Origin of the sequence: Deinococcus aquaticus, assembly GCF_028622095.1 — a bacterium.
Classification (GTDB): domain Bacteria; phylum Deinococcota; class Deinococci; order Deinococcales; family Deinococcaceae; genus Deinococcus; species Deinococcus aquaticus.
This window is the reverse complement of the sequence record NZ_CP115165.1, coordinates 1,297,308-1,323,546: the sequence shown is the minus strand read 5'-3', so window position 1 is coordinate 1,323,546 and position 26,239 is coordinate 1,297,308. Positions and strand designations below refer to the sequence as shown.

Annotated in this window: 24 protein-coding genes; 14 read left to right on the top strand and 10 right to left on the bottom strand. The window is 70.7% G+C overall.

The genetic code is table 11. The features are described from left to right. Positions 1-60: 60 nt before the first annotated feature. From M8445_RS06475 to M8445_RS06465, 3 genes are all read right to left on the bottom strand, one after another. Entirely contained in the window at positions 61-1,146 is a 1,086-nt protein-coding gene (locus M8445_RS06475; protein WP_273990500.1) for a hypothetical protein, read from the bottom strand. Positions 1,147-1,169: 23 nt separating this feature from the next. After that, positions 1,170-3,896, bottom strand: a complete 2,727-nt coding sequence (locus M8445_RS06470; RefSeq protein WP_273990499.1) for an LPS-assembly protein LptD — start codon at positions 3,894-3,896, stop codon at positions 1,170-1,172. A 163-nt stretch (positions 3,897-4,059) separates the two neighbouring features. Then, entirely contained in the window at positions 4,060-5,343 is a 1,284-nt protein-coding gene (locus tag M8445_RS06465; RefSeq protein ID WP_273990853.1) for a SpoIID/LytB domain-containing protein, read from the bottom strand. Between the two features lie 188 nt (positions 5,344-5,531). On the opposite strand from M8445_RS06465, the gene M8445_RS06460 reads away from it, so the two are divergent. The 8 genes from M8445_RS06460 to recA all read left to right on the top strand — a co-directional run bounded on the left by M8445_RS06460 (position 5,532) and on the right by recA (position 13,328). Beyond that, the gene (locus M8445_RS06460; protein WP_273990498.1) at positions 5,532-6,695 is read left to right on the top strand and encodes an FAD-dependent oxidoreductase; all 1,164 of its coding nucleotides are present in this window, start codon (positions 5,532-5,534) and stop codon (positions 6,693-6,695) included. Positions 6,696-7,223: 528 nt separating this feature from the next. Beyond that, positions 7,224-8,741, top strand: a complete 1,518-nt coding sequence (gene ilvA, locus M8445_RS06455) for a threonine ammonia-lyase, biosynthetic (RefSeq protein ID WP_273990497.1) — start codon at positions 7,224-7,226, stop codon at positions 8,739-8,741. Positions 8,742-8,859: 118 nt separating this feature from the next. Continuing rightward, positions 8,860-9,180 carry a hypothetical protein gene (locus M8445_RS06450; protein WP_273990496.1) on the top strand — a complete coding sequence of 107 codons (321 nt, stop codon included), beginning with the start codon at positions 8,860-8,862 and terminating at the stop codon, positions 9,178-9,180. Positions 9,181-9,207: 27 nt separating this feature from the next. Continuing rightward, the gene (locus M8445_RS06445) at positions 9,208-9,342 is read left to right on the top strand and encodes a hypothetical protein (protein ID WP_273990495.1); all 135 of its coding nucleotides are present in this window, start codon (positions 9,208-9,210) and stop codon (positions 9,340-9,342) included. A gap of 78 nt (positions 9,343-9,420) precedes the next feature. Beyond that, positions 9,421-9,750 (top strand): four-helix bundle copper-binding protein, encoded by a 330-nt coding sequence (locus M8445_RS06440; protein ID WP_273990494.1) that lies wholly within the window; start codon positions 9,421-9,423, stop codon positions 9,748-9,750. Positions 9,751-9,909: 159 nt separating this feature from the next. Continuing rightward, entirely contained in the window at positions 9,910-11,235 is a 1,326-nt protein-coding gene (locus M8445_RS06435; RefSeq protein WP_273990493.1) for a CinA family nicotinamide mononucleotide deamidase-related protein, read from the top strand. Then, complete coding sequence (gene thpR / locus M8445_RS18295; RefSeq protein ID WP_337961611.1) at positions 11,232-12,248, top strand: RNA 2',3'-cyclic phosphodiesterase; 1,017 nt, start codon at positions 11,232-11,234, stop codon at positions 12,246-12,248. The genes M8445_RS06435 and thpR overlap by 4 nt, the downstream gene beginning before the upstream one ends. 9 nt (positions 12,249-12,257) lie before the next feature. Continuing rightward, positions 12,258-13,328, top strand: a complete 1,071-nt coding sequence (recA, locus tag M8445_RS06425) for a recombinase RecA (protein WP_273990492.1) — start codon at positions 12,258-12,260, stop codon at positions 13,326-13,328. A 253-nt stretch (positions 13,329-13,581) separates the two neighbouring features. Here recA and M8445_RS06420 read toward each other — a convergent pair whose 3' ends face one another. Beyond that, positions 13,582-14,166, bottom strand: coding sequence for a biotin transporter BioY (locus tag M8445_RS06420; protein ID WP_273990491.1), 585 nt, complete (start codon positions 14,164-14,166; stop codon positions 13,582-13,584). 65 nt (positions 14,167-14,231) lie between these two features. Then, positions 14,232-15,251, bottom strand: a complete 1,020-nt coding sequence (locus tag M8445_RS06415) for a biotin--[acetyl-CoA-carboxylase] ligase (protein ID WP_273990490.1) — start codon at positions 15,249-15,251, stop codon at positions 14,232-14,234. 144 nt (positions 15,252-15,395) lie between these two features. Here M8445_RS06415 and M8445_RS06410 point away from each other — a divergent pair, with 144 nt between their 5' ends. From M8445_RS06410 to M8445_RS06390, 5 genes are all read left to right on the top strand, one after another. Next, the gene (locus M8445_RS06410) at positions 15,396-15,812 is read left to right on the top strand and encodes a Fur family transcriptional regulator (protein ID WP_273990489.1); all 417 of its coding nucleotides are present in this window, start codon (positions 15,396-15,398) and stop codon (positions 15,810-15,812) included. A 58-nt stretch (positions 15,813-15,870) separates the two neighbouring features. Beyond that, positions 15,871-16,647 carry a hypothetical protein gene (locus tag M8445_RS06405; RefSeq protein ID WP_273990488.1) on the top strand — a complete coding sequence of 259 codons (777 nt, stop codon included), beginning with the start codon at positions 15,871-15,873 and terminating at the stop codon, positions 16,645-16,647. A 51-nt stretch (positions 16,648-16,698) separates the two neighbouring features. Next, positions 16,699-17,382 carry a MarC family protein gene (locus tag M8445_RS06400; RefSeq protein WP_273990487.1) on the top strand — a complete coding sequence of 228 codons (684 nt, stop codon included), beginning with the start codon at positions 16,699-16,701 and terminating at the stop codon, positions 17,380-17,382. A gap of 112 nt (positions 17,383-17,494) precedes the next feature. Further along, positions 17,495-18,052, top strand: coding sequence for an HNH endonuclease (locus tag M8445_RS06395; RefSeq protein ID WP_273990486.1), 558 nt, complete (start codon positions 17,495-17,497; stop codon positions 18,050-18,052). Positions 18,053-18,095: 43 nt separating this feature from the next. After that, on the top strand, positions 18,096-18,647 hold the full coding sequence (locus M8445_RS06390) for an HD domain-containing protein (protein ID WP_273990485.1): 552 nt from the start codon (positions 18,096-18,098) through the stop codon (positions 18,645-18,647). 72 nt (positions 18,648-18,719) lie between these two features. Here the strand turns inward: M8445_RS06390 and M8445_RS06385 are convergent, their stop codons facing one another. The 3 genes from M8445_RS06385 to M8445_RS06375 are packed head-to-tail and all read right to left on the bottom strand — an operon-like array spanning position 18,720 to position 22,176. Continuing rightward, on the bottom strand, positions 18,720-19,172 hold the full coding sequence (locus M8445_RS06385) for a response regulator (RefSeq protein WP_273990484.1): 453 nt from the start codon (positions 19,170-19,172) through the stop codon (positions 18,720-18,722). After that, entirely contained in the window at positions 19,172-21,496 is a 2,325-nt protein-coding gene (locus M8445_RS06380) for a PAS domain-containing sensor histidine kinase (RefSeq protein WP_273990482.1), read from the bottom strand. Before M8445_RS06380 ends, M8445_RS06385 begins: the two co-directional genes overlap by 1 nt. 14 nt (positions 21,497-21,510) lie before the next feature. Further along, the gene (locus M8445_RS06375; protein ID WP_189065307.1) at positions 21,511-22,176 is read right to left on the bottom strand and encodes a response regulator transcription factor; all 666 of its coding nucleotides are present in this window, start codon (positions 22,174-22,176) and stop codon (positions 21,511-21,513) included. Positions 22,177-22,423: 247 nt separating this feature from the next. On the opposite strand from M8445_RS06375, the gene M8445_RS06370 reads away from it, so the two are divergent. Further along, entirely contained in the window at positions 22,424-24,097 is a 1,674-nt protein-coding gene (locus M8445_RS06370) for a ribonuclease J (RefSeq protein WP_273990480.1), read from the top strand. A gap of 90 nt (positions 24,098-24,187) precedes the next feature. Here the strand turns inward: M8445_RS06370 and M8445_RS06365 are convergent, their stop codons facing one another. Then, positions 24,188-24,952: an ATP-binding cassette domain-containing protein gene (locus tag M8445_RS06365; RefSeq protein WP_273990479.1), complete on the bottom strand. Its 765-nt coding sequence runs from the start codon at positions 24,950-24,952 to the stop codon at positions 24,188-24,190. Then, the gene (locus M8445_RS06360) at positions 24,952-26,169 is read right to left on the bottom strand and encodes a sugar ABC transporter permease (protein WP_273990478.1); all 1,218 of its coding nucleotides are present in this window, start codon (positions 26,167-26,169) and stop codon (positions 24,952-24,954) included. The genes M8445_RS06365 and M8445_RS06360 overlap by 1 nt, the downstream gene beginning before the upstream one ends. Positions 26,170-26,239: the final 70 nt, after the last annotated feature.

Genomic DNA, 26,239 nt, shown 5'->3' with positions numbered 1-26,239 from the left:
CCGGGTGACAGCGGCCCATGGACAGTCGAGGACAGGGTCCGCGCCGCCGGCAGCCGCTCTTCAGGGCGTGGGCACGACCCAGGTGACGCTGCGGGCGTCGTTGATGGCGGCAGGCAGGGTGGCGCTGCGCCAGTTGCCGCTTTGCAGGCCGGGCAGGGTGTCGTGGCGGCGCAGGCTGCCAGCGCTCAGGGCGTACAGGTACCCGTCGGGGGCGATGGTCAGGTCGCGCAGGTCGGTGACGTTCTCGATGGTGGCGGCGGCAGCGCTCTGGCCATTCCAGAGGCGCAGGGGTTCGCTGAACGCGCCGGACAGGGCGTTGTCGCGCCACGCGGCCAGCAGGTTCTGACTGCCGGTGCCGCTCCAGAGGCGGTCGTAGCGGACGTTCCCGAAGGCGCTGAAGGTCGTAGTGCTGTCAGGCACGCCGCTGCTGGCCAGCTTCTGGATGCCGCTGTCGGTCGCGGCGATCAGCTGCCCGCCGTAGTTGGCGAGGTCGCGGATGGCGGGCGCGGCGACCGGCTGACTGACCTCGGCCACCGCGTCGCCGGTGCTGGCGGGCGCGGCGCGCAGGACCTCGCTGCCTCCGCCCAGGCGGGCGCGGGCCACGACGCCCAGGTCGCCCTGCACGGCCACGCGGGTGGGGGGCGTGTCGCTGCCCGGCGCGGGTTGCAGCGCGGTGGGCAGCGCCGCCGTCCATTGCAGCGCGGCGTTCTGGTACATGGCGAGGTTCTGCACGCCGCCGCAGTCGCTGAGGATCAGCAGGCGGTCACGCGCGGCGTTCTGCGCGGCCCGCACGGTGCAGCGCGGCGTGTAGGCGGGGTCCGGGTAGGCGCGCGGGTCGCTCAGGTCGGCGGCGCGGCTCTCGGTGCCGGCCGCGCGGGTCAGGGTGACGCGCTGCCCGCCGGTGGGCGTGGTGACATTCACGCCGCCCGTGACGGACTCGCGGGCGTCCTCGGTGACGATCACGTTGCCGCCGCTGCTGCCGGACGGCGTGACCGCGCGCAGGACCGAGCCGCCGTCGGTCAGCAGGACCAGTCTCAGGGGCGCGCTGGTTTCCTCGGTGCCGGTGCAGGCGGCCAGCAGCAGGGGCAGGGCCAGCAGGGCGGCCAGCGGGACGCGCGTTGGGCGGGCGGAACGGTGGATCGGCATGGAGTTACCTCGTGGGGGTGGGATCAGGGGTTGATGAGGGGCACGTTCAGGCCGTCGCCGGTCAGGTCGAACAGCGGGTAGAACGACTGCCCGGGCAGTCCCACGGCCACGCGGTAGCGGCGCAGGCCCAGGTCCGCCTCGGCCTGGAGCGCCCAGCAGCAGCGGTCGATGGTCAGGCCCAGCACCGGGGAGAGCGGCGCGGGGTTCTGCCGCACGCCGTCCACCCAGGTGAAGGTCTGGCGCAGGCTGCCGCTCAGGTACGCGCCGGGCGGCTGCCCGCTGCGGCCCAGGCCCACGCTGAGCCGCAGGGGGTCCAGGGTCAGGGTGTCGGTGGCCCGGTCGTCCGGGAAGGTGCCGCTGCGGGTGCGGGCGTACGTGCCCCGGCCCGACAGGGCGGCGCGGCTCCCGAACTGCCAGGAGGCGTCCAGGCTGGCGCGGCTCAGTTCGGTGCGCGGCTGGTCCAGGCCCGGCGTGTTCAGGGTCGCGCCCAGCGCGAGGCTCTGGCCGGGGCGGGTGGCTCCCAGGCTGCCGCTCAGGGTGGGTTGCGTGAACCCGCCGCGTACCAGATCGTACGGGCCGCCGTACGTGACGTTCCAGTTGGTGGCGCTGCCCTGCACGGTGCCGGCGCTGATGCTCAGGGTGCCGTTACTGGTCGCGCCGGCCGGGCGGGTCAGGTACAGGCTGTGCGCGGTGCTCAGGCGGTAGCGGCCCCGCCAGGTCAGGCTGGCGTCCCCGATGATCTGCCCGCTGGGCGGCAGCAGGCGCTCGGTGCCGCTGAAGGTCAGGGGGTTCAGGACGGTGTCGCTGGTGCGCGACAGCGAGTAGTTCACGCGGGCCTCGTTGATGACCGGGGTGCTGACGTTGTGCGTGACGCTGACGGTGAAGTTGTTGGTGCGCACGTCGCCGTTGACCGTCGCGCTCACCGTGAAGGGGCGCGGCCCGGTCGTCTGGTCGTAGCCGCCCTGCGCGCTCAGGGCCAGGGTGGACGGCCACTGCGGGCGCGGCGCGGCCTTCACGCGGCCGGCCGTGCCAGTCGGCGACAGCGGCAGGCTGCTGTTCCCCGTGGTGTTGCTGAGGGTCGCGGAGTACGAGAAGGTCTTCAGTTCGCGGGCGTACAGGTCCACCGTGCTGCTGGCGTTCAGGCTCAGGGGACTGCGGTTGACGTTCAGCGTGAACGAGGCGGGCGGCTGCTGCTCGGCCTTCAGGAACAGGTCGCGGCTGTACGACACGCCGAACGTCACGTCCCGCACGGGCACGGTGGACAGCGTGACGCTCAGGGGGGCGCTGAGGGTCCGGCCGTACAGCGCGTCGAAGGCCAGGGGGCTGGTGCCCTCGGTACGCAGGTACCCCGCGCCCACGCTGAAGGTGTTGGTTGTATTGAACCGCTGCGTGAGGGTCGCCCCCAGGTTCAGCTGCACGGTGCGCGCGCCCGTGCCGTAGTACCGGCCGGTGAAGGTGTTGCTGAGGCTCAGGTCCGCGTTCTGCCAGGGTCTGGCGGTGTACGCGAGGCTGTGCTGCTCCTCGAGGCGTTCGGTGGTGATGTTCACGCCCTTCGCCGACGCGCTGCGCGACAGCGGGTTGCTGGCCCCGGTGTACCGACCGGCACTCACGCGAAAGTCCGCGCTGAGGTTCCCGTTGGTGTACACCTTGGGGTCCACCGTGACTTCCGGGAGTTTCAGGGGCGCGCTCAGGGCCGTGGTGGGCTCGGGCCCGAAACGGTTCACGTAGTTGAATTCCGCCGTGTACAGCGGGTAGTCCACCTTGGCACCGAACGTGACGTTCGTGACGCCCCGCTGCGGGTCGGTGTCGCTGCGCCCGATGTCGCTGCGCGTGACGCCCAGCGTGTAATCCAGGTCGCGCAGCGCCAGTTCCAGCGGCACGCGGCCCCGCACGCCGAAGTTCAGGTCCAGGTCGTAGCCGCTGCTGCCCACCGGGCGGGGGTTCGCCAGGGCGTACAGGTTCACGCGGTCCACCCACGCCAGCGGCGCGTACGAGCGCAGGCTCACGCCCAGGCCCAGGCTGGGGTCACGGTTCTGGTAGTAGCGCAGCAGCGTGGTGCCCAGCGTGCTGCTGCCGATGCTGAAAGGCAGGTCGGCCTGCACGGTGTAGCCGTCCACGGCGTCCCGCCCGACTTCCAGGCGCGGCTGGCGCTCGCGGTCGTTCAGGGGCAGCACCAGCACCGGCAGGAACAGCACGGGCACGTCGGCCAGCAGCAGTTGCGCGCGGTACGCGACCAGCCGGTCGCCGGGGTACAGCAGCAGCCGCTCGGCGCGGAACGCGAAATCGTTCGGTGTGCGGCCGCAGCGGGCGCAGGTCGTGAAGTACCCGCCCGTGGCGCGCAGTTGCCCCGGAATGCGCTCTATTTCCTGACCGCGAATTTCCAGTTGCGAGTCGCTGATCAGCACGTCCTCGCCCGTCACCTGCTCCTGCCCGAGCTCCACGACCAGGTTCTCACCGCTGAGGTTCTGGCCGTCCCGGGCGCTGCGGTAACTGGCCGCGCCGATCAGGGTCAGGGTGCGGCGCGTGCGGTTGAACTCCACGCGCCGCGCGCGGACCACGTCGTCATCCACGCGTAGTTCGACGTCGCCCGTGATGATCACCAGTTCCTGATCGTCCACCTGCCGCAGTTCCAGCGTGTCGGCCGAGATGATCTTCACCGTGCGGGCCTGCGCGCCGCCCAGCAGCCCGCCCAGCAGGCCCAGGCCCAGCAGCGCGGCCCGCACCCGCCCACGGCGGCGGCGACGCGTCATGGGCGGCTCATACGGACTCCGATTGAATGGCTTGCAAAGCCGTTCAATCCGAGCGGACTCGTAGAGCTGCGCAGCAGAGCGAGTAGGAGCAGAACGGGTTCCGGACGTGGAGTTGGCAACCCGGCGCCTTTCCGGGTGGAGGGCGAAACAGACGGAATCCGTATCATTCGGCGGCCGTCCACGGCGCCGTCGCCAGGACTGGGGCAGCGGCAGGCAGCGGCAGGGCGGGCAGCGGCAGGTTTGGGGTGGGCAGGGCCGCGCCCATCGCCAGCACGGGCCGCTCGCCGGGCAGGGTGGTGGGCCGGGCGCCGGTCAGGGTGCCCAGCACCGTGCCCGGGTAGTAGAAGCCCAGCACGTGCAGGTGGTCGTACCCGGCGCGCGCCAGTCCCAGCGCCCCGTACTGCGAGAGGCCCACGCCGTGCCCCGCGCCGCTGCCCGTGATGACCAGGGGGTTCAGGCCCGCCAGGGTCACGCGCGTGCCCGCCGCGCCCAGTGAACGCACGAAGCCCCCGGCGTTCGCGCCGCTGAGTTTCGCGGCGCCCGCCGCGCCGACCAGCATGATCTCGGTCGGGCGGCCCGACGGGCTCAGGCGCGTGACGGTCACGCTCGTCAGCGCGCCCGTCTTCGCGCCGTACTGCGCCGCGACCGCCTGCACCTTCGCAAGGGGCACCGTGACCTGCCAGCTGGCGCGGGGACTGCCGGCCGAGAACGGGTCGGCGCGGGCCGTCAGGTACGGCACCTCGCTGCCCCACACCTCGGCGCTGGAGGCCGTGAACCCGCCGGAATCACTGCTGAAGTACGTGCTGGCCGCCCGACCGCCGAACGCCACGACCTGCGCGCGCGTGGCCGTCACGGCGGCGTCCGAGGCGGGCTTCTCGGCCTTCAGGCCCGGGTACACCTGGCAGCTTTCGGTGGCGCAGGTGTCGTACGGCGCGGCCGGGTTGATGCGGGCCGACACGTACGTCCGCGCGATCACCGCCTGCGCCTGCACGGCCGCCGACGGCCACGAGGCAGGCATCTCGGCCGGCACCACGGCCCGCAGGTAATCCTCGACGTCCACCACGTTGATGCCCTGCACGCCGCCCCGCTCGATGCGCAGCTGCACGCCGCCCCGGTAGGTGTTCCCGGCAATCTCGACCGTGCGGCCCGCGCCGGGCGGCAGGTACAGCGTGACGCTGCCGGTCGGCTGGCCGTTCAGGGTCAGTTGCGCCGCCGCGCCCGACCCGGACACGCCCACCGTCCACGCCTGCGTGGGCAGCGTGGTGGAGGGCAGCGACCCCGATACCGACCCCGGCACGCCCGTCACGGCGGCCGGTGAGGACGGCACCCGCACCGTCAGTTGCGGCGCGGCGGCCACCAGCACGCGGACATTCAGGGCAGACGCGCTGCCCAGCCCCAGCAACGCCGCAGACAGCAGAGAAGCGCCGAAACGCAGGCATGAACGCATGATCAAGGCCAAGTATACCCACGCCGCCCAGCACGCGCCTGACAGAACCGTGAGAGACGGGCAGACAGCCCAGTGCCGTGCGGGCGGGGCAGTGGCAGCCTGCGAAAGCTGAGGTGGACGCCGAGGTGGACGTGACGTGAACGCACGCCCCACCCGCCGCACCCCGCCGCCACGCCATCATGCCGGGCATGACCCCCGCGTCCGATCCGCCCGCCCCCGGCCAAGTCTGGGCCCACGTCGGTCAGCCGTTCACGCCGCCTGCCGCCCGCCCGGACGGCACGCACTACGACTTCATCGTGATCGGCGCGGGCCGCATGGGGAGCCTCCTGACGCTCGCCCTGACCCGCGCCGCGCCCCAGACGCGCCTGCTGCTGATCGAACAGGGCGGTCTGCCCAACGAGGAAGGCCACACCATCCTCGCGCCCGGCCTGTGGACCACCGCGCACCTGACCCACGACCAGCACGCCGCCGCGCACGCCAGCCGCGCCCTGATCGAGGAACTCGGCCAGCCCACCCCCCGCCCCCACATCACCCTGCACACCCACCCCGCCCCCGGCAGCGTGCCCACCGCAGACGCCCTGGAGGGCCACCCGGACAGCCTCGCCCTGATCGACCCTGGCGTCCTCACGCACGCCACCACCGACCCGCACGCCCTGGCCTACCGCCCCGGCACGCTCGCCCTGAACGCCACGCAGACCGCCATCCGCGCCGGCGCGCACCTGATGCTCAACACCCGCGCCGCCCCCCACCCCGCCGGAGTGGTCACCGCCGAACGCCTGACCGTCACCAACACCCACCAGATCATCACGCACGAAACCCACACCCTGCGCGCCCGGCACGTCATCCTCGCCACCGGCGCCGACGCCCCCACCCAGGCCGAACACCACCTCGGCATTCACACCCGCCACGCCCGCGCCTACCAGCAGACCCCGCACCTGAACGCCCCCAGCACCCCCACCAGCCCCACCCTGCACGCCGCCGGACTGACCCTGAACCCCCAGCACGGCGCGTACACCCTGCACCCCGCCATCCACCACCGCGACCCGCACGGGTACGCCCCCACCGGCGGCCACCTGACCGGCGTGCCCACCGGCCTGCGCCGCGAAACCCTCGAAGACCTCGTCGCCCTCATGGACGCCCTCCCCACCCTCGCCACCCCGGCCCTCCACCTCGGCCGCAGCCTCAGCGACATCCCCGGCAGCTGGGTCGCCCTCCCCCACGGCAACCCCCACGCCCCACCCACCCACGAACCCCTCGACCCCCACACCACCCTCCTCCTCGGCGGCCCCCACGCCGACACCCTCGGCCCACACACCGCCCAGGAACTCGCGCAGCAACTGGCAGGGACGTAGGGATTGGGAAGTGAGGCTGCTACGCAGCGGAACACAGCTGCTTCGCAGGACCCCTCAGTCAGCTTTGCTGACAGCTCCCCTCAAGGGGAGCCAAGACAGATTCGCCCGTGACCGCCGTAGCCACCAGGCCCGTCGTGCGCGCAGCGCGCGGGGCGAACGCGGCGGGAGCGGAGGATGGCGTGTGAGGCGTGGCCGAACCCGCCGATCACACACCCGAAAAGCCCGCGAAATACCTGCCCAGTGCCAACGAAAGCTCCCCCTGCCCCCCTGGGGTAGGGGGCTGGGGGGTGGGGCAGCACACGGGAAGGCGCCCCCTGTTGTCTACCCCTTCCCCACCCGCCCGCCGCCCCTGGCGCCTAAGCTGTCGCCCATGAGAGCGGCGCGAATTACGGGCTGGTCAGGGGTGATTGCCTGACGGCCTGCGCGCTGCCAATCGTCCCCCACCCGCTGCTGGTGGGGGTTTTTTCTTTCGGTGGGATCAAGGGGTGATTCGTGGTGATGCAGGTCAGGGAGTTCAAACCGGGTGAGATGGACGCGATGGATGTGCTGCGGCTGGCGCTGACGAGCAAGGTGTACGGCGCGGCGATCGAGACGCCGGTGAGTGAGACGCCGTCGTTGAGTGCGCGGTTGGGGAACCGGGTGCTGCTGAAGCGGGAGGATCTGCAGCCGATCTTTTCGTTCAAGCTGCGGGGCGCTTACAACAAGATGGCTCAGTTGACGCCGGAGGAGCGCGCGCGTGGGGTGATCTGTGCGTCGGCGGGGAATCACGCGCAGGGGGTGGCGTTCGCGGCGCAGAAGTTGGGGGTGCGGTCGGTGATCGTGATGCCGGCGACGACGCCGGAGATCAAGGTGGGGGCGTGCCGGGCGCGGGGGGCGGAGGTGGTGCTGTTCGGTGATTCGTTCAGTGACGCGGAGGCGCGGGCGTTCGAGTTGCAGCGGGAGTGGGGGATGACGTTCGTGCATCCGTACGATGATCCGCTGGTGCTGGCGGGGCAGGGGACGGTGGCGCTGGAGTTGCTGCGTCAGGTGGAGGTGGACGGGCCGGTGACGGTGTTCGTGCCGGTGGGTGGCGGCGGCCTGATTGCGGGTGTGGCGGGGGTTCTGAAGGCGCTGCGGCCGGATATCCGGGTGGTGGGCGTGGAGCCGGATGACAGTGACGCGATGTTCCAGTCGGTGCAGGCCGGGGAGCGGGTGCGGCTGGACACGGTAGGGATTTTTGTGGATGGCGTGGCGGTCAAGCAGGTGGGGGCGTTCACGTTCGATCTGACGCGCCGGTACGTGGATGACTGGGTGCGGGTGAACACGGATGAGGTGTGCGCGGCGATCAAGGACGTGTTCGACGATACGCGGGCCGTGATGGAGCCGGCGGGGGCGCTGGCGGTGGCGGGCCTGAAGAAGTACGTGGCCGAGCGGGGCGTGCGCGGGGAGACGCTGGTGGGCCTGACGTGCGGCGCGAACGTGAATTTCGACCGGTTGCGGCACGTGGCGGAGCGGGCCGAGGTGGGTGAACAGCGCGAGGCGATCCTGGCGGTGACGATTCCGGAGCGGCCGGGGGCGTACCGGGAGTTCATTGAGGCAATCGGGGCGCGGGCGATCACGGAGTTCAATTACCGCTTCGCGCCGCGTGAGGAGGCTCAGATTTTTGTGGGGGTGCAGCTGGCGCGGCCGGGGCAGCGGGCGGAGCTGGTGGCGGGGCTGGTGGGGCTGGGCTACGCGGTGGCGGACCTGACGGAGGATGAGCTGGCCAAGGTGCATGTGCGGCACATGGTGGGGGGCCGGGCGCCGGAGGCGACGGATGAGCGGGTGTACTCGTTTACGTTCCCGGAGCGGCCGGGGGCGCTGCTGGAGTTCCTGACGCACCTGCATGGGCGCTGGAATATCAGCCTGTTCCACTACCGGAATCACGGGTCGGCGCATGGGCGGGTGCTGGCGGGGCTTCAGGTGCCGGCCGGGGATGAGGCGGCGTTCGCGGCGTTCCTGGCGGGGTTGGGGTACCCGGCGGTGGACATGACGGCCAATCCGGCGTACCGCCTGTTCCTCACCTGACGCTGCCTGACCTGACACGGCCTGGCCTGATCCTGCTGATCCGGGCGGGGTGGCCGGGCGTGAAGGGGGCGTGGGCGGGCGCTCACGTCTCTTCATGGTGGGTGTGGCCTGATGGGGTATGACTGATTCCAGTGCGAGTGTGACGGTGGGCCTGCTTGGGGCGTGGCGGGGCGAGGCGACGGATCCGTCGCGTTCCTTTCATGGTGAGGTGACCGAGTCCACGTTGGAAGCGCTTCCGGTCAGGGCGGAGGTCGTGGTGCGGTACCGCGATCCGGGCCGCCGCGTGACCGGGGCGTCCGAGCACGGGTCGTACGTGCTGAGCGCCGGGGCGCACGAGTGGCCGGTGTCGCGCTTCACATCGCACGCCAGCGCGGCCGGGGAGTCGCGGGATGACCGGGAACTGTCTAGTGCGTGGGTGGCGGAACTCGTGAACCGGTAGGCGCTGGCCTTGCGCGGAGCGCGGCTGTTGCTGGAAACCGGGGTTCAGCAGGCGGCGGCGCTGGCACTGTACACGCGGGCGGGCTTCCGGCGCATTCCGAACTTCGGGTACTACGAGGGCCTGGAGAACAGCCTGTGTTTCGAGTTGCCGCTGGGCGGATGAACGCCCGCTCTGCGCCGGGCCAATCCCGTCTGAAGTTTCTTCCTATCCTTGCGGCGGCGGGGTGTGCCACGGTTGGGCATGGACAAACAGCTGATTCAGGAGTGCATCGATGCGTGTCTGGCGTGCGTGGCGGCGTGCGAGGAGTGCGCCTCGGCGTGCCTGTCGGAGCCGGATATTGACATGATGCGCGGCTGTATCCGTCTGGACCGGGACTGCGCGGACGTGTGCATGGTCACGGCGCGGCTGCTGATGCGGGGCAGCGCGGTGCATGCGCGGGCGTGCGCGCTGTGTGCCGAGGCCTGCGCGGCCTGCGCCGCCGAGTGCGGTCAGCACAGTCATGAGCACTGCCAGCGCTGCGCCGAGGCGTGCCGCCGCTGCGAGGAGGCCTGCCGGAAACTGGCGGCCTGAACGCGGTCTTTCCGGGATCGCAGAGGGTGTCGCGGTGGGACCGGGGCCGGTCATGGCCTGGGGGTAGACTGAGGGGATGACGCCCCTTCTGCCCGTGCGTACGTCTGGTGATTCACTGGACGTACGTTTCGCTTTGGCCTATACTGCGCCGAGGTTGTTATGCTTCTAGCAGAAATTATCAGCGTGGGCACGGAGCTACTGTTCGGCGAGATCGTCGACAGTAACGCCGCGTTCCTCGCCCGTGAACTCGGGGCGCGCGGCGTCACCCTGCACCGCAAGACCGTGCTGGGAGACAACCTGCCCCGCCTGACCGACGCCATCGGCACGGCCCTGGACCGCGCGGATCTGGTCATCCTGGGCGGCGGCCTGGGCCCCACCGACGACGACCTGACCCGCGAGGCCATCGCCGCTGCCCTGAACGAGACTCCCACCGAGGACCCCGCGCAACTCGCGCACCTGCGCGGCCTGTACGAATCACGCGGGCGCGCCATGCCCGAAATCAACCGCAAGCAGGCGTGGCTGATTCCCAGCGCCAGCGCCCTGCCCAACCCGGTCGGCACCGCGCCCGGCTGGTTCGTGCAGACCACGCGCGGCGGCTCTGCAAAGCTGCTGGTCGCGCTGCCCGGCCCGGCCCGTGAGATGCAGCGCATGTGGCGCGAGCAGGTGCTGCCGCGCCTGCCACTGCCCGGGGCGGCGCTGGAACACACCACCATTCACACGCAGGGCATCGGCGAGAGCAACCTCGCCGAACTGCTGGGCGACCTGACCCGGCAGGCGAACCCCAGCGTCGCCACGTACGCCCGCGCGACCGGCGTGGACGTGCGCGTGGCCGCCAGCGCCCCGGACCGCGATCAGGCGGCGGCGCTGCTGCACCCGGTCCGGCAGCGCGTCCGCGAACTGCTGGCCCGCTGGACCTGGGGCGAGGACGACCAGACCCTCGCCGGGGCCGCGCAGGGAGCCTTACAGGGACGCACATTGGGCGTGATCGAGGCCGGCAGTGCCGGAATGCTCTGCACGCTGCTGGCCGACCAACCCGCCTTCCTGGACGCCGCCGTCACGCAGGACCACGCGCGCCTGATCACGCTGGGCCTGACGCCCGTCACGCTGCGCGGGACCGGACTGGTCAGCGAGCAGGCCGCCCGCGAACTGGCCGCCGGGGCGCGCGAACACCTGGGGGCCGACGTGGGCCTCGCGGTGGTCGTCGCAACCACGGGCGACCGGGCCGGGCAGGCCTTCGTGGCCGTGAACGTCCCGCAGGCCGGGAGCGCGCCGCTGGAGCGCACGCTGCACGTCAACTGGCCCGGCGACGCCGCGCAGGTGCGGGAACGCGCCGCCGTGAGCGCCCTGTCTCTGCTGCGCAGCACACTGACCGGCCCGCCCGCCCCCACACCCACCCCGACCGATTCACAGACCAGTTCCCAGATCGATTCACAGACCAGCACCACCCCGGATTCCGCGCAGCGGCCCGAAGGAAGGACCGCATGAAAATCAAGAAAACAGCCCGCAAACCAGAACCCGCCGCCCCGCAGGACGGCCGCAGCGTCGTGCAGCGCGCCCTGGCCGAAGCGCGGCAGGCCAGCGCGCCGCCCAGTAGCGCGCAGCGCAGCGCCGAACCACGCAGCGCCGGGCCGCGCCCCGCATCCCCCCAGAGTGCAAAAGCCCCGGCCGGGCAGGCGCGCGCCCCGAAACCCGACCGCGAGCAGCCCAGGGGTGACAAGCCCACCCGCGAGAAGCCTGACCGTGCCCAACCCGCTGCCGCGAAACCCCGTGGTGAGCGGCCCCCCCGCCCTGCGAAACCAGCCGGCGCAGGCGGCGCTCCTGGCCGGGGGCGCGGCGATGACGAGCACCAGCCTCCGGGCACGCAGCGTCTGTTCTTCGCGCTGAAGGTTCCCGCGAACCTCGCCGGGCCGATCCGGGAAGCGCAGCGCAAACTGCGCGGCAACTGGCGCAACGTGAACGCCGACCAGATGCACGTCACGCTGGCGTACCTGCCGGCCGTGCCGAACGAACGCGTGGACGAACTCAAACGCCTGGGCGTGCAGCTGATGCAGGACCTCGCCCCCATGCAGGTGCACCTGCGCGGCACCGGCTACCACCCCAACGAGGGTAGCCCGCGCGTGTGGTTCGTGAAGGTCGAGGCCGAGGGCCTGACCGAACTGGCGCAGGCGCTGCGCGACGGCATTCACGAACTGGGCCTGCGCACCGATGACCAGCCGTTCAAGGGGCACATCACCCTGGCGCGCAAGAAGGGCCCGGCGCCGCGCGTGCCGCCGCTGATCTTCACGCAGAACTGGCAGGCGGGCGGCGCGGTCCTGTACCGCAGCATCCTGCGCAAGACCGGTCCCATCTACGAGACCGCCAGCACCTTCCGCTTCCGTGCCCCGCTGCCCGCAGACCCGACCACTGAACCCACTCCCACTGAACCCAGCACGACCGAACCCAGCACCGCGCCCACCACGACCTCCCCGGCCCCGCAGGCCGCCCCGGACCATCAGTAAGGAGACACCATGAGCAAGGAAAAAGAAATCACTGCCGCCCCCACCGACGCCAAGGAACGCGCCAAGGCCATCGACACCGCCATGAGCCAGATCGAGAAGGCGTTCGGCAAGGGCAGCATCATGAAACTCGGCGCCGAGAGCAAACTGGACGTGCAGACCATCAGCACCGGCAGCCTCAGCCTCGACCTCGCCCTCGGCGTGGGCGGCATCCCCAAGGGCCGCGTCACCGAGATCTACGGCCCGGAATCCGGCGGTAAGACCACCCTGGCCCTCAGCATCATCGCGCAGGCCCAGAAGGCCGGCGGGACCGCTGCGTTCATCGACGCCGAACACGCCCTGGACCCCGTGTACGCCCGCGCGCTCGGCGTGAACACCGACGAACTGCTCGTCTCGCAGCCCGATAACGGTGAGCAGGCCCTGGAAATCATGGAACTGCTGGTGCGCAGCGGCGCCGTCGATATCGTCGTCGTCGACTCGGTCGCCGCCCTGACCCCCCGCGCCGAGATCGAGGGCGAGATGGGCGACAGCCTCCCCGGCCTGCAGGCGAGGTTGATGAGTCAGGCGCTGCGCAAACTGACCGGGATTCTCAGCAAGACGAACACCGCCGCCATCTTCATCAACCAGGTCCGCGAGAAGATCGGCGTGATGTACGGCAACCCGGAAACCACCACCGGCGGCCGCGCCCTGAAGTTCTACGCCTCCGTGCGCCTGGACGTCCGCAAGATCGGGCAGCCCATCAAGGTCGGCAACGACGCCGTCGCGAACACCGTGAAGGTCAAGACCGTGAAGAACAAGGTCGCCGCGCCCTTCAAGGAAGTCGAACTGGCCCTGGTGTACGGCAAGGGCTTCGACCAGCTGTCCGACCTTGTCACGCTGGCCAGCGACATGGACATCATCAAGAAGGCCGGGAGCTTCTACTCGTACGGCGACGAACGCATCGGCCAGGGCAAGGAGAAGGCCATCGCGTACATCGCCGAGCGTCCCGACATGGAAAACGAGATCCGCGAGCGCGTCCTGACCGCCATCCGCACCGGCAACGCCCCGGAACTGCCCGCCAAGCCCCCCGTCATCGCTGAATAAAGTTGACGGTTGACGGTTGAGGGTTCACGGGGGAAGGGGCCAGCGTGCCTCTCCCCCGTCCCTCATGTGCCCTCCCCCATCTGGCTTACCCGGCCATCCCTCTTTAGGCGGATGCCGTGCCAGGGCTGCCCGGCGCAGACTGGGCGCACGCTTCGGGGTGGGGTTTCCGCATGGGAGACATCGACAACCCACGCCCAGGCAAAGCCCCCCACCCGGGTGAGGGTGGGGGGCTTTTTTGACTGCCTGTAGCGGCTTACCGGCGGGTGAACTGCCAGGCGGTGGGCAGCAGCAGCGCGGCCAGCAACAGCTTGATGCTGTCGCCGATGATGAAGGGGGTCAGGCCGGCGGTCATGAGGGCCGCACCCTTCAGGCCGGTAATGGCGCCCAGGACGGGCAGGCCGATGGCGTAGATGACGACGCTGCCGGCCAGCATGGCGAGGCAGGTGCCCAGGAAACGGCGGTCCAGGCCGAAGCGTTCGACCAGGAAACCGACCAGCGCGGCCGCGAAGGGCCAGCTGATGACGTACCCGATGCTGGCGCGCAGGCCGGTGCCGGCGGTGTTCATGAAGCCGCTGGCACCGCCGGCGTACACGGGCAGTCCGGCCGCGCCGGCCAGGGCGTACAGCAGCACGGCGGCAAAGGCGCGTTTCCAGCCGAGGGCCGCGCCGACCAGCAGCACGCCCAGCGTCTGGAGGGTCATGGGGACGGGCTGCAGGGGCACTTCGGCCTGGGCGAGCAGGGCGATGAAGGCTGCGCCGCCGCCGACGAGCAGCAGGTCGCGCACGAGGCTGGGGGTGGGGGCCAGCTGGCGGGCCAGGGTGGGGTGGGTCAGGGTCATGGTGGTCTCTCCTTTGCGGGGGGTGTGGGATGGGATGGACTGTCAGCGGTCTGGCCGGGTGCCGTTCAGGGGGCCGGGCCGCTGCCGCCTTCCGGCACGTCGGCAGCCGGAAGGGAGGTGGCCGGCAGGGGGGCGTCCGGGCTGGGCTGATCGGGGCTGAGGCTGCCGATCAGTTGCACGTCCCCGGCGCTGACGGTGCGGGGGCCGGCGGGCGTGGTGACGATCAGGCTGCCCTGCGCGTCGAGGTCGGTGGCGGTGCCTTCCAGCAGGCCCGCGTGCGTCTGGATGCGCACGGGGCGGCCCAGCGTGACGTTCGCGGCCCGCCACGCGGCCAGGGTCTGTTCGGGCGTGGCGGCCAGCGCGCGTTCCAGTTCGCGCAGCAGGGTGCCGAGCAGGGCGGCGCGGGTGGGTTCCGGGGTGCCGGGGGTGTGCAGGGCGCTCAGGTGCGCGGCGTCCTGCGGGGCGGCCGTGACGTTCACGCCGATGCCGATCACGACCCGGCGGGCTTCCTCGCCTCGCAGGTCGGCTTCCAGCAGGATGCCGGCCAGTTTGCGGCCTCCGGGGGCGAGCAGGTCGTTCGGCCATTTCAGGCCGCCCACCCCGGCGGCGCGGTGCAGGGCGACTCCGGCGGCCAGGGGCATCAGGGGCAGGTCGGCCAGGGTCAGGGGCGCGCCGTGCGGGCCGCTGGTCAGCAGCACACTGAAGACCAGCGTGCCGTTGGTGGTGTCCCAGGTGCGGCCCCGGCGGCCGCGTCCGGCGGTCTGGCGTTCGGCGACCATGACCGCGCCGTGCGGGGCGGGGTGGTCGGGATGGTCAGCCCAGGCTCGCAGGGCGTCCTGGGTGCTGGTGACGGTGCCGTGGTAGCGCATGGCCTGTCCCAGCGTGCCGCTGCGGGCGGTCAGTTGCGGGGCGGGCGTGCCGGGCGCCAGGGCGTACCCGGCGCGGGTGACCTGCACGGGAACGCCGCTGTCGATCAGGCGGCGGGCCAGGGTGTTCACGGTGACGCGGTTCACGCCAAGTGCCTGTCCGAGCGCGTCGCCGGTCTGGGCGCGTTCGGTCAGGAGGGGAAGGAGGCGTTCGGACATTCGTTCAGTGTTCTACGCGCTTTTCTGAACGAAGGCAAATGAACCCGGTTCAGAAAACAGGGCTGGCCGGGCCGGACCGGGGGCGCGGCGGGCTTTGTTCCGCGCGTCATGAGCGGGTCAGGACGCATTTGCTAGACTGCGCGCATGACGATGGTGCGGCAGACCAAGCAGCGGGCGGCGGTGATCGAGGTGCTTCAGGGCGCGCGGTCCCACCCGGACGCCGCCTGGATTCACGCGCAGGTGCGCGGACAACTGCCCAGCGTGAGCCTGGGCACCGTGTACCGCACGCTGGACGCCCTGGTCCGCGACGGCGTGGTGGTCACGCTGGAACGCGCCGGGCAGGCCACCCGCTACGATTACAAGCACGAGGGCGACACCCACCACCACGCGGTGTGCCGGGGCTGCGGCGCGATCTTTGACGTGGACGCCGCCGTGATTCCCACGCTGCCCGCCTCGGCCCTGCCCGCCGGGTTCCAGGTGACCGACGTGCGCCTGGAATTCCTGGGCGTGTGCCCCGCCTGCCACGCGCAGGCCGACGCCACCACCAGCACCGCCGGGTAACGACCCCCGGACAGCCCGGGGCGGTTCGTCCCGGCGGGCGGGCGGTACTCTGCCGCGTATGACCCCGCCGCCCCCCGCGCCCCCTGCTCCACCCGCCCCGGAACTTCAGGAGTTCCCGACCTTCCGCCTGAACTCGTTCGTTCCGGCATTCCTGCTGGGCTGGGGGCTGGGAGTGGCGCTGACGTTCACGGTCCGGGGCGTGGGAAGCGCGCTGCTGGGTGGTCCCTGCGAGGGCCGGACCGTGCTGGCGCTGCTGGTGCCGCTGCTGCTGGGGCCGGGCGGACTGGCGTTCACGGCCGCGAACTGGCGCCGGCCGCGCCGCGCGGCGCTGGGGCTGGGGCTGGTGCTGGCCTCGCTGCTGCCGGCGCTGTACGTGGGCGCGCAGGACATCGGCGGGCTGCGCCGCACGGGCTGCGCCGGCGGGTACGTGGTCGTCTCCCGCCTGGACAGTGCCGGGCAGGCGGGCGGCAGTGTCAGCAGCGTCTCGCTGGTGGCCGGCACGTCGCAGGAACTCACGGCGCGGGTGGGCGGGTACACCCCGCAGACGCATCCGGGCGTGTTCACGGTGCGGGCGCAGGGCAGCGCGCCCGGCATCAACGTGACCGTCACGCCGGACCGCGTGCGCGCGGGGCAGCCCTTCCGCCTGACCGTGTCGGCGGCCCCCGGCGCGCCCGTGAACACCTACACCGTGGGCGTCAGCGCCCGCACGCCGCAGGGCGAGAAGACCGTCGAGGCGGCCGGCACCATCGAGATCGACGTGCGGCCCGCGCCGCGCCAGCCCTCGCCCCAGGGCACCCAGTCCTCGCCCCAGGGCACGCCGCCGCCCGCTCCCTGAACCCGCGCCGGGGGGTGTGGGCAGGCCGGGCGCGGGTGGTACGCTCGGTCGGTGAACGTGACGGAACTTTCCAGCATTGCCCTTCAGACGTTCCTGACGATGCTGGTCGTCATGGACCCGGTGGGCCTGGCGCCCATCTTTATCGGGCTGGCCGGGAACCGCCCCAGTTTCGAGCGGCGGCGCGTGGCGCTCAAGGCGTGCCTGGTGGCGGGCATCATCATCCTGCTGTTCGGGCTGTTCGGCCGGGCGCTGCTGGAGCACCTGGGCATCAGCCTCAGTTCGTTTCGTATTGCGGGCGGGATCCTGCTGTTCCTGATTGCGCTGGACATGGTGTTCGCGCGGCCCAGCGGCAGCAAGGAAACCGCCGAGGAAGAGCAGGAGGCGCAGCAGCGCGAGGATATCAGCGTGTTCCCGCTCGCCATTCCGCTGATCGCGGGCCCAGGCACGCTGGCGAGCATCATGATTCTCGCGGCGGACGCGCACGGCTCGCCGCTGCTGCTGACGGCCGTGTTCCTGGTGACGGCCGCCGTGCTGCTGCTGTGTTACCTCGCGCTGCGCCTGTCCGGGCAGATCGCGCGCGTGATCGGCCTGACCGGCGTGCACGTGGTCACGCGCGTGCTGGGCGTGCTGCTGGGCGCGCTGGCCGTGCAGTACGTGGCCGACGGCACGCTGGAACTGATCCGGGGCGGCCTGAAGACCGGGTGGCTGCCCGGCACGCTCCCCTGGCTGACCTGACCCCACTGATCCGACCCGGCCCCCGGTAGGCCATTCGCCGCAGGGGCCGGGGAGAATCACTAAGCGTCCCAGCGCAACATTGACCTGACCGCCGCGCCTTAGAATGCCGTGCATGACCTCCAGAAAGGACGTGCAGGAAGACACCCGAATACCTCGTATTGCGGCCGACCTGAACGCGCCGCGCGTGCTGGTCCTGAACGCCTCGTACGAGCCGCTGCACGTCACGAGTGCCAAGCGGGCCATCACGCTGGTGCAGTACGGCGTGGCCGAGATTCTGGAGGACAGCGCCGACGTGGTCCGCTCGCCCAGCACCGTCATGACCGTGCCCAGCGTGATCCGCCTGCGCCGCTACGTGCGCCGCCCGCGCGTGCACCCGGTGCCGTTCAACCGCCGCAACGTACTGCGCCGCGACACCTTCGCCTGCCAGTACTGCGGCTCGCCGGAGGAACTCACGCTGGACCACGTGATGCCCCGCTCGCGCGGCGGGCGGCACACCTGGGACAACGTCACGACCGCCTGCCGCGCCTGCAACCAGCGCAAGGGCAACCGCACGCCCGAGGAGGCCGCGATGCCGCTGCGCACCCGCCCGCGCGCCCCGACCTTCGGGGTGTACGCCCACGGGCAGTTCGCGCACTGGCAGCCGCAGTGGACCCGCTACCTGGGCGGCTGACCCCGGCCCCCCCCGCGTAGCTGCTTGGCCGCTAGACTGCCGTATGAACCGTGATCAGGCGTACGCGTTGATGCTGGAGCACACTCCGTCCGGGTCGCTGCGGCGGCACATGCTGAACGTGGAGGCCGCCATGCGCGCCTACGCCCGCCACTGGGGCGAGGACGAGGACCTGTACGCCGTGGCGGGCCTGCTGCACGACTTCGATTACGAGGCCCACCCGGACGAGCACCCGAGCTGGGGCGTGGCGTTCCTGCGCGAGCACACCGACACGCCGGCAACCGTGCTGGACGCGATCATGGGCCACGCGGCGTTCACGGGCACGCCCCGCGAGTCGCAGCTCTCGAAGACGCTGTTCGCGGTGGATGAACTGACCGGGCTGGTGCAGGCGGCCGCGCTGGTCCGCCCGGACCGGGACGTGCGGCAGGTGGAACTGGGCAGCCTGAAAAAACGCTTTAAAAACCGGGCGTTCGCGGCGGGCGTCAACCGCGACGAGGTCGAGCAGGGCGCCCGCGAACTGGGCGTGCCGCTCGACGAGCACATGCAGCGGGTTCTGGGTGCCCTTCAGGACAGCGCGCCCGAACCGACCCCCTCCTGAACCGCACGGGGAGAGGGGACCGGCCAGCACACCCGGTCCCCTCTCCCCCGCTGTCCGTGGTGCGCGTGGCGGCTACGGGCCGCGCGGGGGGAAGCGCACGAAGGTCAGCCAGAACGCCTCGAAGGCGCGCATGGCGCCCAGGAAGTTCTCGAAGCCCACGGGTTTGACCACGTACCCGCTGGCGTGGCGTTCGTACGAGGCGCGCACGTCGTCGTCCGCCTGACTGGTGGTGAGCATCACGACCGGAATGCTGCGCAGTTCGGGGTCGGCTTTGATCTCCTCCAGGACTTCCAGGCCGGTCTTGCGGGGCATGTTGATGTCCATCAGGATCACGTCGGGACGGGGCGCGCCGCTGTGTTCACCCTCGCCACGCAGGAAGCGCAGGGCGTCCACGCCGTCACGGGTGACGTGCAGGCGGTTGGGAACGTGGGCGTCCTCGAAGGCTTCCAGGGTCAGCAGGACGTCCGGTTCGTTGTCCTCGACCAGCAGGATCTCAATGGGTTGGATGGTGGATGTTGGGGTCATTAGGAAGTGGGCGCCACGGGCAGGGTCAGGTGGAAGGTGCTGCCCTGTCCGGGCAGAGATTCCAGCCAGATGCGGCCCCCGTGGAACTCCACGATTTTACGGCAGATGGCGAGGCCCATACCGTTACCAGCAAAGGTTTCACGCAGGTGCAGGCGCTGGAAGATGTCGAACACGCGCGTGTGGTATTCCGGCGCGATCCCGATGCCGTTGTCCTGCACGGTTATGTGCACGAATTCACCGTCCAGTTCCGAGCGGACCTGCACGCGCGGCAGGCGGTCCTCGGCGCGGAATTTCAGGCCGTTGCTGATCAGGTTGGTCAGCAGTTGCAGCAGCAGGGACGGCCGCCCCAGCACGGCGTGCGGGGTGTGCCATTCCAGCGTGCCGCCGCCCTGTTCCAGCGTGGCGCGCACGTTCTGCTCAGCGGCGCGCAGCAGGCCCCCCAGGTCCGTGCGTTCCAGCGGCGTTTCCTGCCGGCCGACCCGCGCGAAGCCCAGCAGGTCCTGAATCAGGCTGCGCATGCGGGTCACGGCGTCCTGCATGTAGTGCAGGTACTGGTCGGCGCGGGGGTCCAGCTGGCCCTGGTAGCGGCGGACGAGCAGTTCGGTGTAACTGCCGACGGTGCGTAGCGGTTCCTGCAGGTCGTGACTGGCAACGTACGCGAACTGTTCGAGGTCCTGGTTGCTGCGTTCCAGGTTCTCGATCACGTCGCGCAGTTGCGCCTGGGCGCGCTCGCGTTCGGTGGTGTCCTGCACCATGACCACCGCGCCGCTGACCGCGCCCGCCTCGTCGTGGGTGGGGGTGACCACGTACGCGACCGGCACCGGGTACCCCTGCGCGTGCCACATCACATCGTGGTCCACGCGGCGCGTCTGGCCGTCCTGAATGGTCTGGTGGATGGGGCAGTCGTGCAGGGGGTACTCGCGGCCGTCGGCGTGATGGTGGTGGACCAGTTCGTGCTGGCTGTGCCCGATCATGCGTTCCACGCTGTAGCCCAGCATGCGCGCGGCGGCCGGGTTGGCGAAGGTGGTCACGCCGCGCAGGTCCAGCCCGAAGATGCCTTCACCGGCGGCGGTCAGCAGCAGCGTGCTGAAGCGCGTGACGTTCGCCAGGTCCAGGGTTCGGGCCTGCACGCGGCGTTCCAGGTCGGCGTTCAGGTCGATCAGGGCCTGCTGCGCCTCGCGCACGTCGCTCATGTCGGTGTGCGTGCCGACCCACTCGCGGATCTGGCCGCCGTCGTCGATGACCGGCACGGCGCGCGCCTGCATGGGCACGTACGTGCCGTCGGCGCGGCGCAGGCGGTGCTCGACCAGGTACGGTTGCCGGGTCAGGGTGGCGCGCTGCCAGCACTCGATGGTCCGGGCGCGGTCTTCCGGGTGCACGGCGTTCAGCCAGCCGGCGTAGCTGTAACTCGCCTCGCTCTGGCCGGTGAAGGCTTCCCAGCCGGGCTGCGGGGGCAGGAACGTGCCGTCCGGGTGGGCGTCCCAGACGATCTGCGTGGTCGCCTCGACCAGCGACCGGAAGCGCTGTTCGCTGCCGCGCAGGTCGGCTTCCATGCGGTAGCGGTCGGTGACGTCGGCGAACACGGTCGTCACCTGCTCCGGGGTGTCCTGGCCGGGCAGGGTGTGCGGAATGGCCGTCACGTGCAGCCAGCGCCAGTCGCCGGGTTCCGGGCGGTAGATGCCCATGGGGACGTCCCGGATCGTCTGACCGCTGCGCAGCGCGGCGTTGGAGGGGTGCGTGTCGCCGGGGAACGGCAGGCCGTCCGGGTGAATGGCGCGCCAGCGGGGGTCCAGGGAGTCCCGCCCGCTCAGTTGCGCCTCGCTGAGACCCAGGATGCGGGTGGCGCTGGGGTTCACCTGCAGGATGCGGGAGTCGTGGCCCTGCACGGCCACGCCCAGCCCCAGGCCGTCCATGAAGTCCAGGGCCACGCTCAGCGGTGCGCCCGTCTCGCGCAGGTGCAGCAGCGCGCGGGCCTCACCGTCAGGTCCGGGGGCGGCCGGCGCGGCCGTGACCAGCGTGACGGGCCCGCCGGGACGCAGCACCACGCTGGCCCGCGCGGTCTGACCTTCCAGCGCGGCCTCCAGGGGACCGCGCAGCACGCCCGCCACTTCCGGCGTGAACAGCGCCGTCCACACGGTCACGCGGCCCCCACCGGGTTGCGGCGCGGCGTCCGTCAGGGCCGTCTGCGCCGCCGGGTTCAGGTACGCCGTTCCGTCGGCGGCGATCAGCAGCAGCGGGTCGGGCAACGCCAGCAGCAGGGCCGGGGCGTCCGCACCGCTGAAGCCCGGCCGGGTCAGCGGCCGGGAGTCAGACTGGTCTGTCACGGGGTCTGCCGGGCTCAGCCGCGCAGGGCGTACCCGACGCCACGCACGGTGCGCAGCAGGCCGTAGCCGTCCAGGTCACGCAGTTTGGCGCGCAGGTTGGCCATGTGCACGTCCACGACGTTGCTGCCCTCGGGCAGGCGACCCTGCCAGATTTCCTGGCCGATCTCCTGGCGGGAGTACACGCGGCCCGGCTGGCGGATCAGGAGCGCCAGGATGTCGAACTCCTTGGGCGACAGGCGCAGCTCGTCGCCCTTGTAGGTCACGAGGCGTTTCTGGGGGTCCAGGGTCAGTTCGCCCATGGTGAGGCTCTCGGTGGTGCGCTGCCGGAGCTGCACCTTCACGCGGGCCAGCAGTTCGTCCGGGTGGAAGGGCTTGATCAGGTAGTCGTCGGCACCCAGGCCCAGCAGGCGGACCTTCTCCTCGACGGTGTCGCGGGCGGTCAGCACGATGATGGGCACGGCGCTGTTCTTGCGCAGGCGCTGCACGACGTCACCGCCGTCGAAATCCGGGAGACCCAGGTCCAGCAGGATCAGCGTGGGCTGCTCCTCGCGGGCCTTGATCAGGCCGTTCATGGCCGAATCGGCGTGTTCCACTTCGAAGCCGGCGTCCGTCAGGTCCATGCGCAGGACGTTGGCGATATCCAGGTCGTCCTCGATGACAAGAATGCGTTGAGAGGTCACGTCCCGGATGATACCGCGTCCCCGCGCTCCGCTGGCACCGGCATCTGGCGGGGGGCGCGCAGCGCGGGGTGTGGGGTGTGGTAGCCTGAACCTACCGCGCTCTGACCCCGTCCCCGGGCACCACGTCCCAGGGCACTACCGGGGGGCCGAGCGACACAACCGCATGATCCACACTCAGGCCGCATTCCAGGCCCCGCCGTCTCACACAACCCGCCTGCGCTCTGCCCGCAGGCCACCCGGAGTACCCATGACCCAACACAAAGCCGACCAGACCGAAGCGGTCGCCGCCCCACACCTCGAAGTCATTCCGCTGGGCGGCATGGGCGAGATCGGCAAGAACATCACCGCCTACCGTTTTGAAGACGAGATCATGATCGTGGACGCCGGGCTGGCCTTCCCGGAAAGCCACCAGATGGGCATCGACCTGATCATCCCGCGCATCGATTACCTGCAGCAGAACGCCGGGCTGATCAAGGGCATGATCCTCACGCACGGGCACGAGGATCACATCGGCAGCCTGCCGTACGTCCTGCCCCGCCTGCCGCGCATTCCCGTGTACGGCGCGGGCCTGACGCTGGGCCTGGTGCGCGAGAAACTGTCCGAGTTCGGCATCAAGGACGGCGACGTGGACCTGCGCGAGATCGGGCTGACCGACAAGATCCGCATCGGCACGCACTTCCAGGTGGAATTCATCCGCATGACCCACTCGATCCCCGACAACGCCGGGTACATCCTGACCACGCCGGCCGGCGTGGTGCTGCACACCGGGGACTTCAAACTCGACGAGGAACCCAGCGACGGCAAACTCTCGGACCTGGCGCGCATCGAGCAGGCCGGGAAGGACGGCGTACTGCTGCTGCTCAGCGACTCCACCAACGCCGAGCGTCCGGGCCGCACGGCCAGCGAGGCCGACGTGGCCCGCAGCCTGGAAACCCTGATCGCCGGCATCAAGGGCCGCGTGTTCATGACGACCTTCGCGTCGAACGTGCACCGCATCCAGAACGTCATCAACATCGCGCACCGCCAGAGCCGCCGCGTGGTCATGGAAGGCCGCAGCATGCTCAAGTACGCGCAGGTCTCGCAGCAGCTCGGGTACATGGAACTGCCCGAACCGTTCCTCACGAACGACGAGGTCGGCGGCCTGCAGGACCAGCAGGTGCTGTACGTCTGCACCGGCAGCCAGGGCCAGCCCATGAGCGTCCTGTCGCGCCTGGCGTTCGGGAACCACGCCAAGATCGCCCTGCGCCGCGGCGACAGCGTCATCCTGAGCAGCAACCCCATCCCCGGGAACGAGGAAGCCGTGAACCTCGTCATCAACCGCCTGTACGAGATCGGCGTGGACGTGTACTACCCCCCCACCTACAAGGTGCACGCCTCCGGGCACGGCAGCCAGGAAGAACTCGCCACGATCCTGAACCTCGCGCGGCCCAAGTACTTCCTGCCGTGGCACGGTGAGCCCCGCCACCAGATCAACCACGCCCGCCTCGCCCAGACCCTCCCCCGCCCGCCCAAGCGCACCCTGATCGCCAAGAACGGCGACGTGATCCGCCTGAGCCAGGACGAATTCAAGGTCACGGGCACCGTACCCGCCGGAGCCGTGTACGTGGACGGCCTGGGCGTCGGGGACATCGGGGACGACGTGCTGCTCGACCGCGTGAACATGAGCCAGGAAGGCATCCTGATCATGACAGCCGTGCTGCACCCCACCCCGCACGTGGAAATCGTGTCGCGCGGCTTCGTGCGCGCCAACCGTGAACTCGACGGGCAGATCCGCAAGGTCGCGCTGGAAGCCATCGAACAGGGCCTGCGCGAGAAGAAACGCCTTGAAGACGTGCGTGACGACATGTACGGAGCCGTCAGGCGCTTCGTGCGCAAGGTCACGGGCCGCAACCCCGTCCTGATCCCCCTGCTGGTGGACTGAACGCGGGACTGAACGCCCCACCTGAACGGGCCTGCCAGGAATCACTGGCGGGCCCGTTCCTATGGTGTATTGACCGTGCCGGGCCGGGGTTCAGGCGCGCGGGACTTTCCCGGCGATGATCATCTCCAGCACCTCGTCCTGCGTGACCTGATCGGTGCGGACGCTGCCGACCACGCGGCCGTTCTTCATGACGGTCAGGCGGTCGGCCAGATCGAACACGTCGTGCAGGTCGTGGCTGATCAGGAAGATGCCCACGCCCTCCTGTTTCAGCGAGGCGATCAGTTCATTCACCTGCGCGGTCTCCTGCGGGCCGAGCGCGGCGGTGGGTTCGTCCATGATCAGGACCCGCGCGCGGAAGTGGATGGCGCGGCTGATGGCGATGCACTGCCGCTGCCCGCCGGACAGGTTGAACACGGGTTTTTTCAGGTCCGGCAGGTTCACTTTCAGGCGGTCGAGCACGCGGCGGCTCTCGAGCTCCATGGTGTCCTCGTCGAGCCGTCCGCCGCGCATCAGTTCGCGGCCCAGGAAGATGTTGGCGGCCACGTCGAGGTTGTCGGCCAGCGCGAGGTTCTGGTAGATCGTCTCGATGCCCAGTCGCTGCGCGGCGCGTGGGGAGCTGAGGCGCACCTCCTGGCCGTTCATCAGGACCTGCCCGGTGTCGGGCGTGTACGCGCCGGAGAGCATCTTGATCAGGGTGCTCTTGCCCGCGCCGTTGTGGCCCAGCAGGCCCAGGACCTCGCCGGAGTGCAGTTGCACGTCCACGTTCTCCAGGGCGTGCACGCCGCCGAAGGCCTTGGACAGGCCGCGCGTCTCGATCAGTGGGGTGCCGGGGGCGGTGGGGTGTGGGTCGGTCATCAGCGGGTGCGTCTCCTCTGCGCGATCACGTCGAGGGTCACGGCCAGCATCAGCACGAGGCCCTGCACGACGTTCTGCCACGCGCTGGACAGGTCGAGCAGCAGCATGCCGTTGATCAGGCTGGCCATCAGGACCGCGCCCAGGAACGCGCCGGGAATGCTGCCCGTCCCGCCGGACAGGGACGTGCCGCCGATCACGGCGGCGGCGATGACGCTCAGTTCGGCCAGGGTGCCGGTGCTGTTCGTGCCGGCGTTCAGGCGGGCCGTCTGAATGGCTCCGGCCAGGGCTGCCAGGGCGCCCATCAGCGCGAAGACCGTGATGGTCAGCTGGGTGGTGTTGATGCCAGCCAGCCGGGCCGCTTCCGGGTTCCCGCCGTACGCGAACACGTACCGGCCGAAGCGGGTGGCGCGCACGACCCACATCATCAGCGCGGTCACGGCCAGCATGATCAGCACGGGCACCGGTATACCGCGCGGCAGGCCCGTGCGGGGGTCCGGGTAGCCGTTCATGACCAGCACGAAGGCCAGCACCAGCAGCAGGCTCCCGCCGGTAAACAGCGCCTGCACGGCCAGAGGGCGGTTGGGCAGGCCGCGCCGGTCGCGGGTACGGCGGGTGTTCAGGTCGGACAGGCCGATGGCGGCCATCAGGGTCAGGCCCACCACCCAGCTCCAGGGGCCGCCGATCGCGCCGTTCAGGCCGCCGCCCATCACCTGAAAGGACTCGGTGAGGGGCGCGACCGTCTGGCCGCTGGTAAGCAGCCACGCGCCGCCCCGGAAGATCAGCAGGCCGCCCAGCGTGACGATGAACGACGGCACCTCCAGCCGCGCGATCCAGGTGCCCTGAAGTGCCCCCACCAGGGCTCCCAGCAGCAGTCCGATCAGCAGCGTGATCAGCGTGCCCCACCACGTGTCGGCCGTGACGAGGCGGGTGTTCACGACGGCCATGGCCATCCCGGTGAAGCCCAGCACCGACCCGATGGACAGGTCGATGTTACGCATGACGATCACCAGCACCATGCCGCTGACCATCACGCCGACCGACGCGGTCTGCACCGAGAGATTCCAGAGGTTCCGGGCGCTGATGAACGTGCCCTGCGTGAGGAGGTGAAAGAGAATCCAGATGACGGCAATGGCGGCCACCATGAACACCAGCCGGCCGTCCAGGCCAAGCCGGTGCATCAGGGGGCGGGTCAGCGGGGCGGTACGGACGGTCTGCATGGGTCTCCAGGGGCGTGAAAGTCGCGCCGTCCTTTCAGGAATCAACCTGACAGGGGCGCGACGTCCGGGC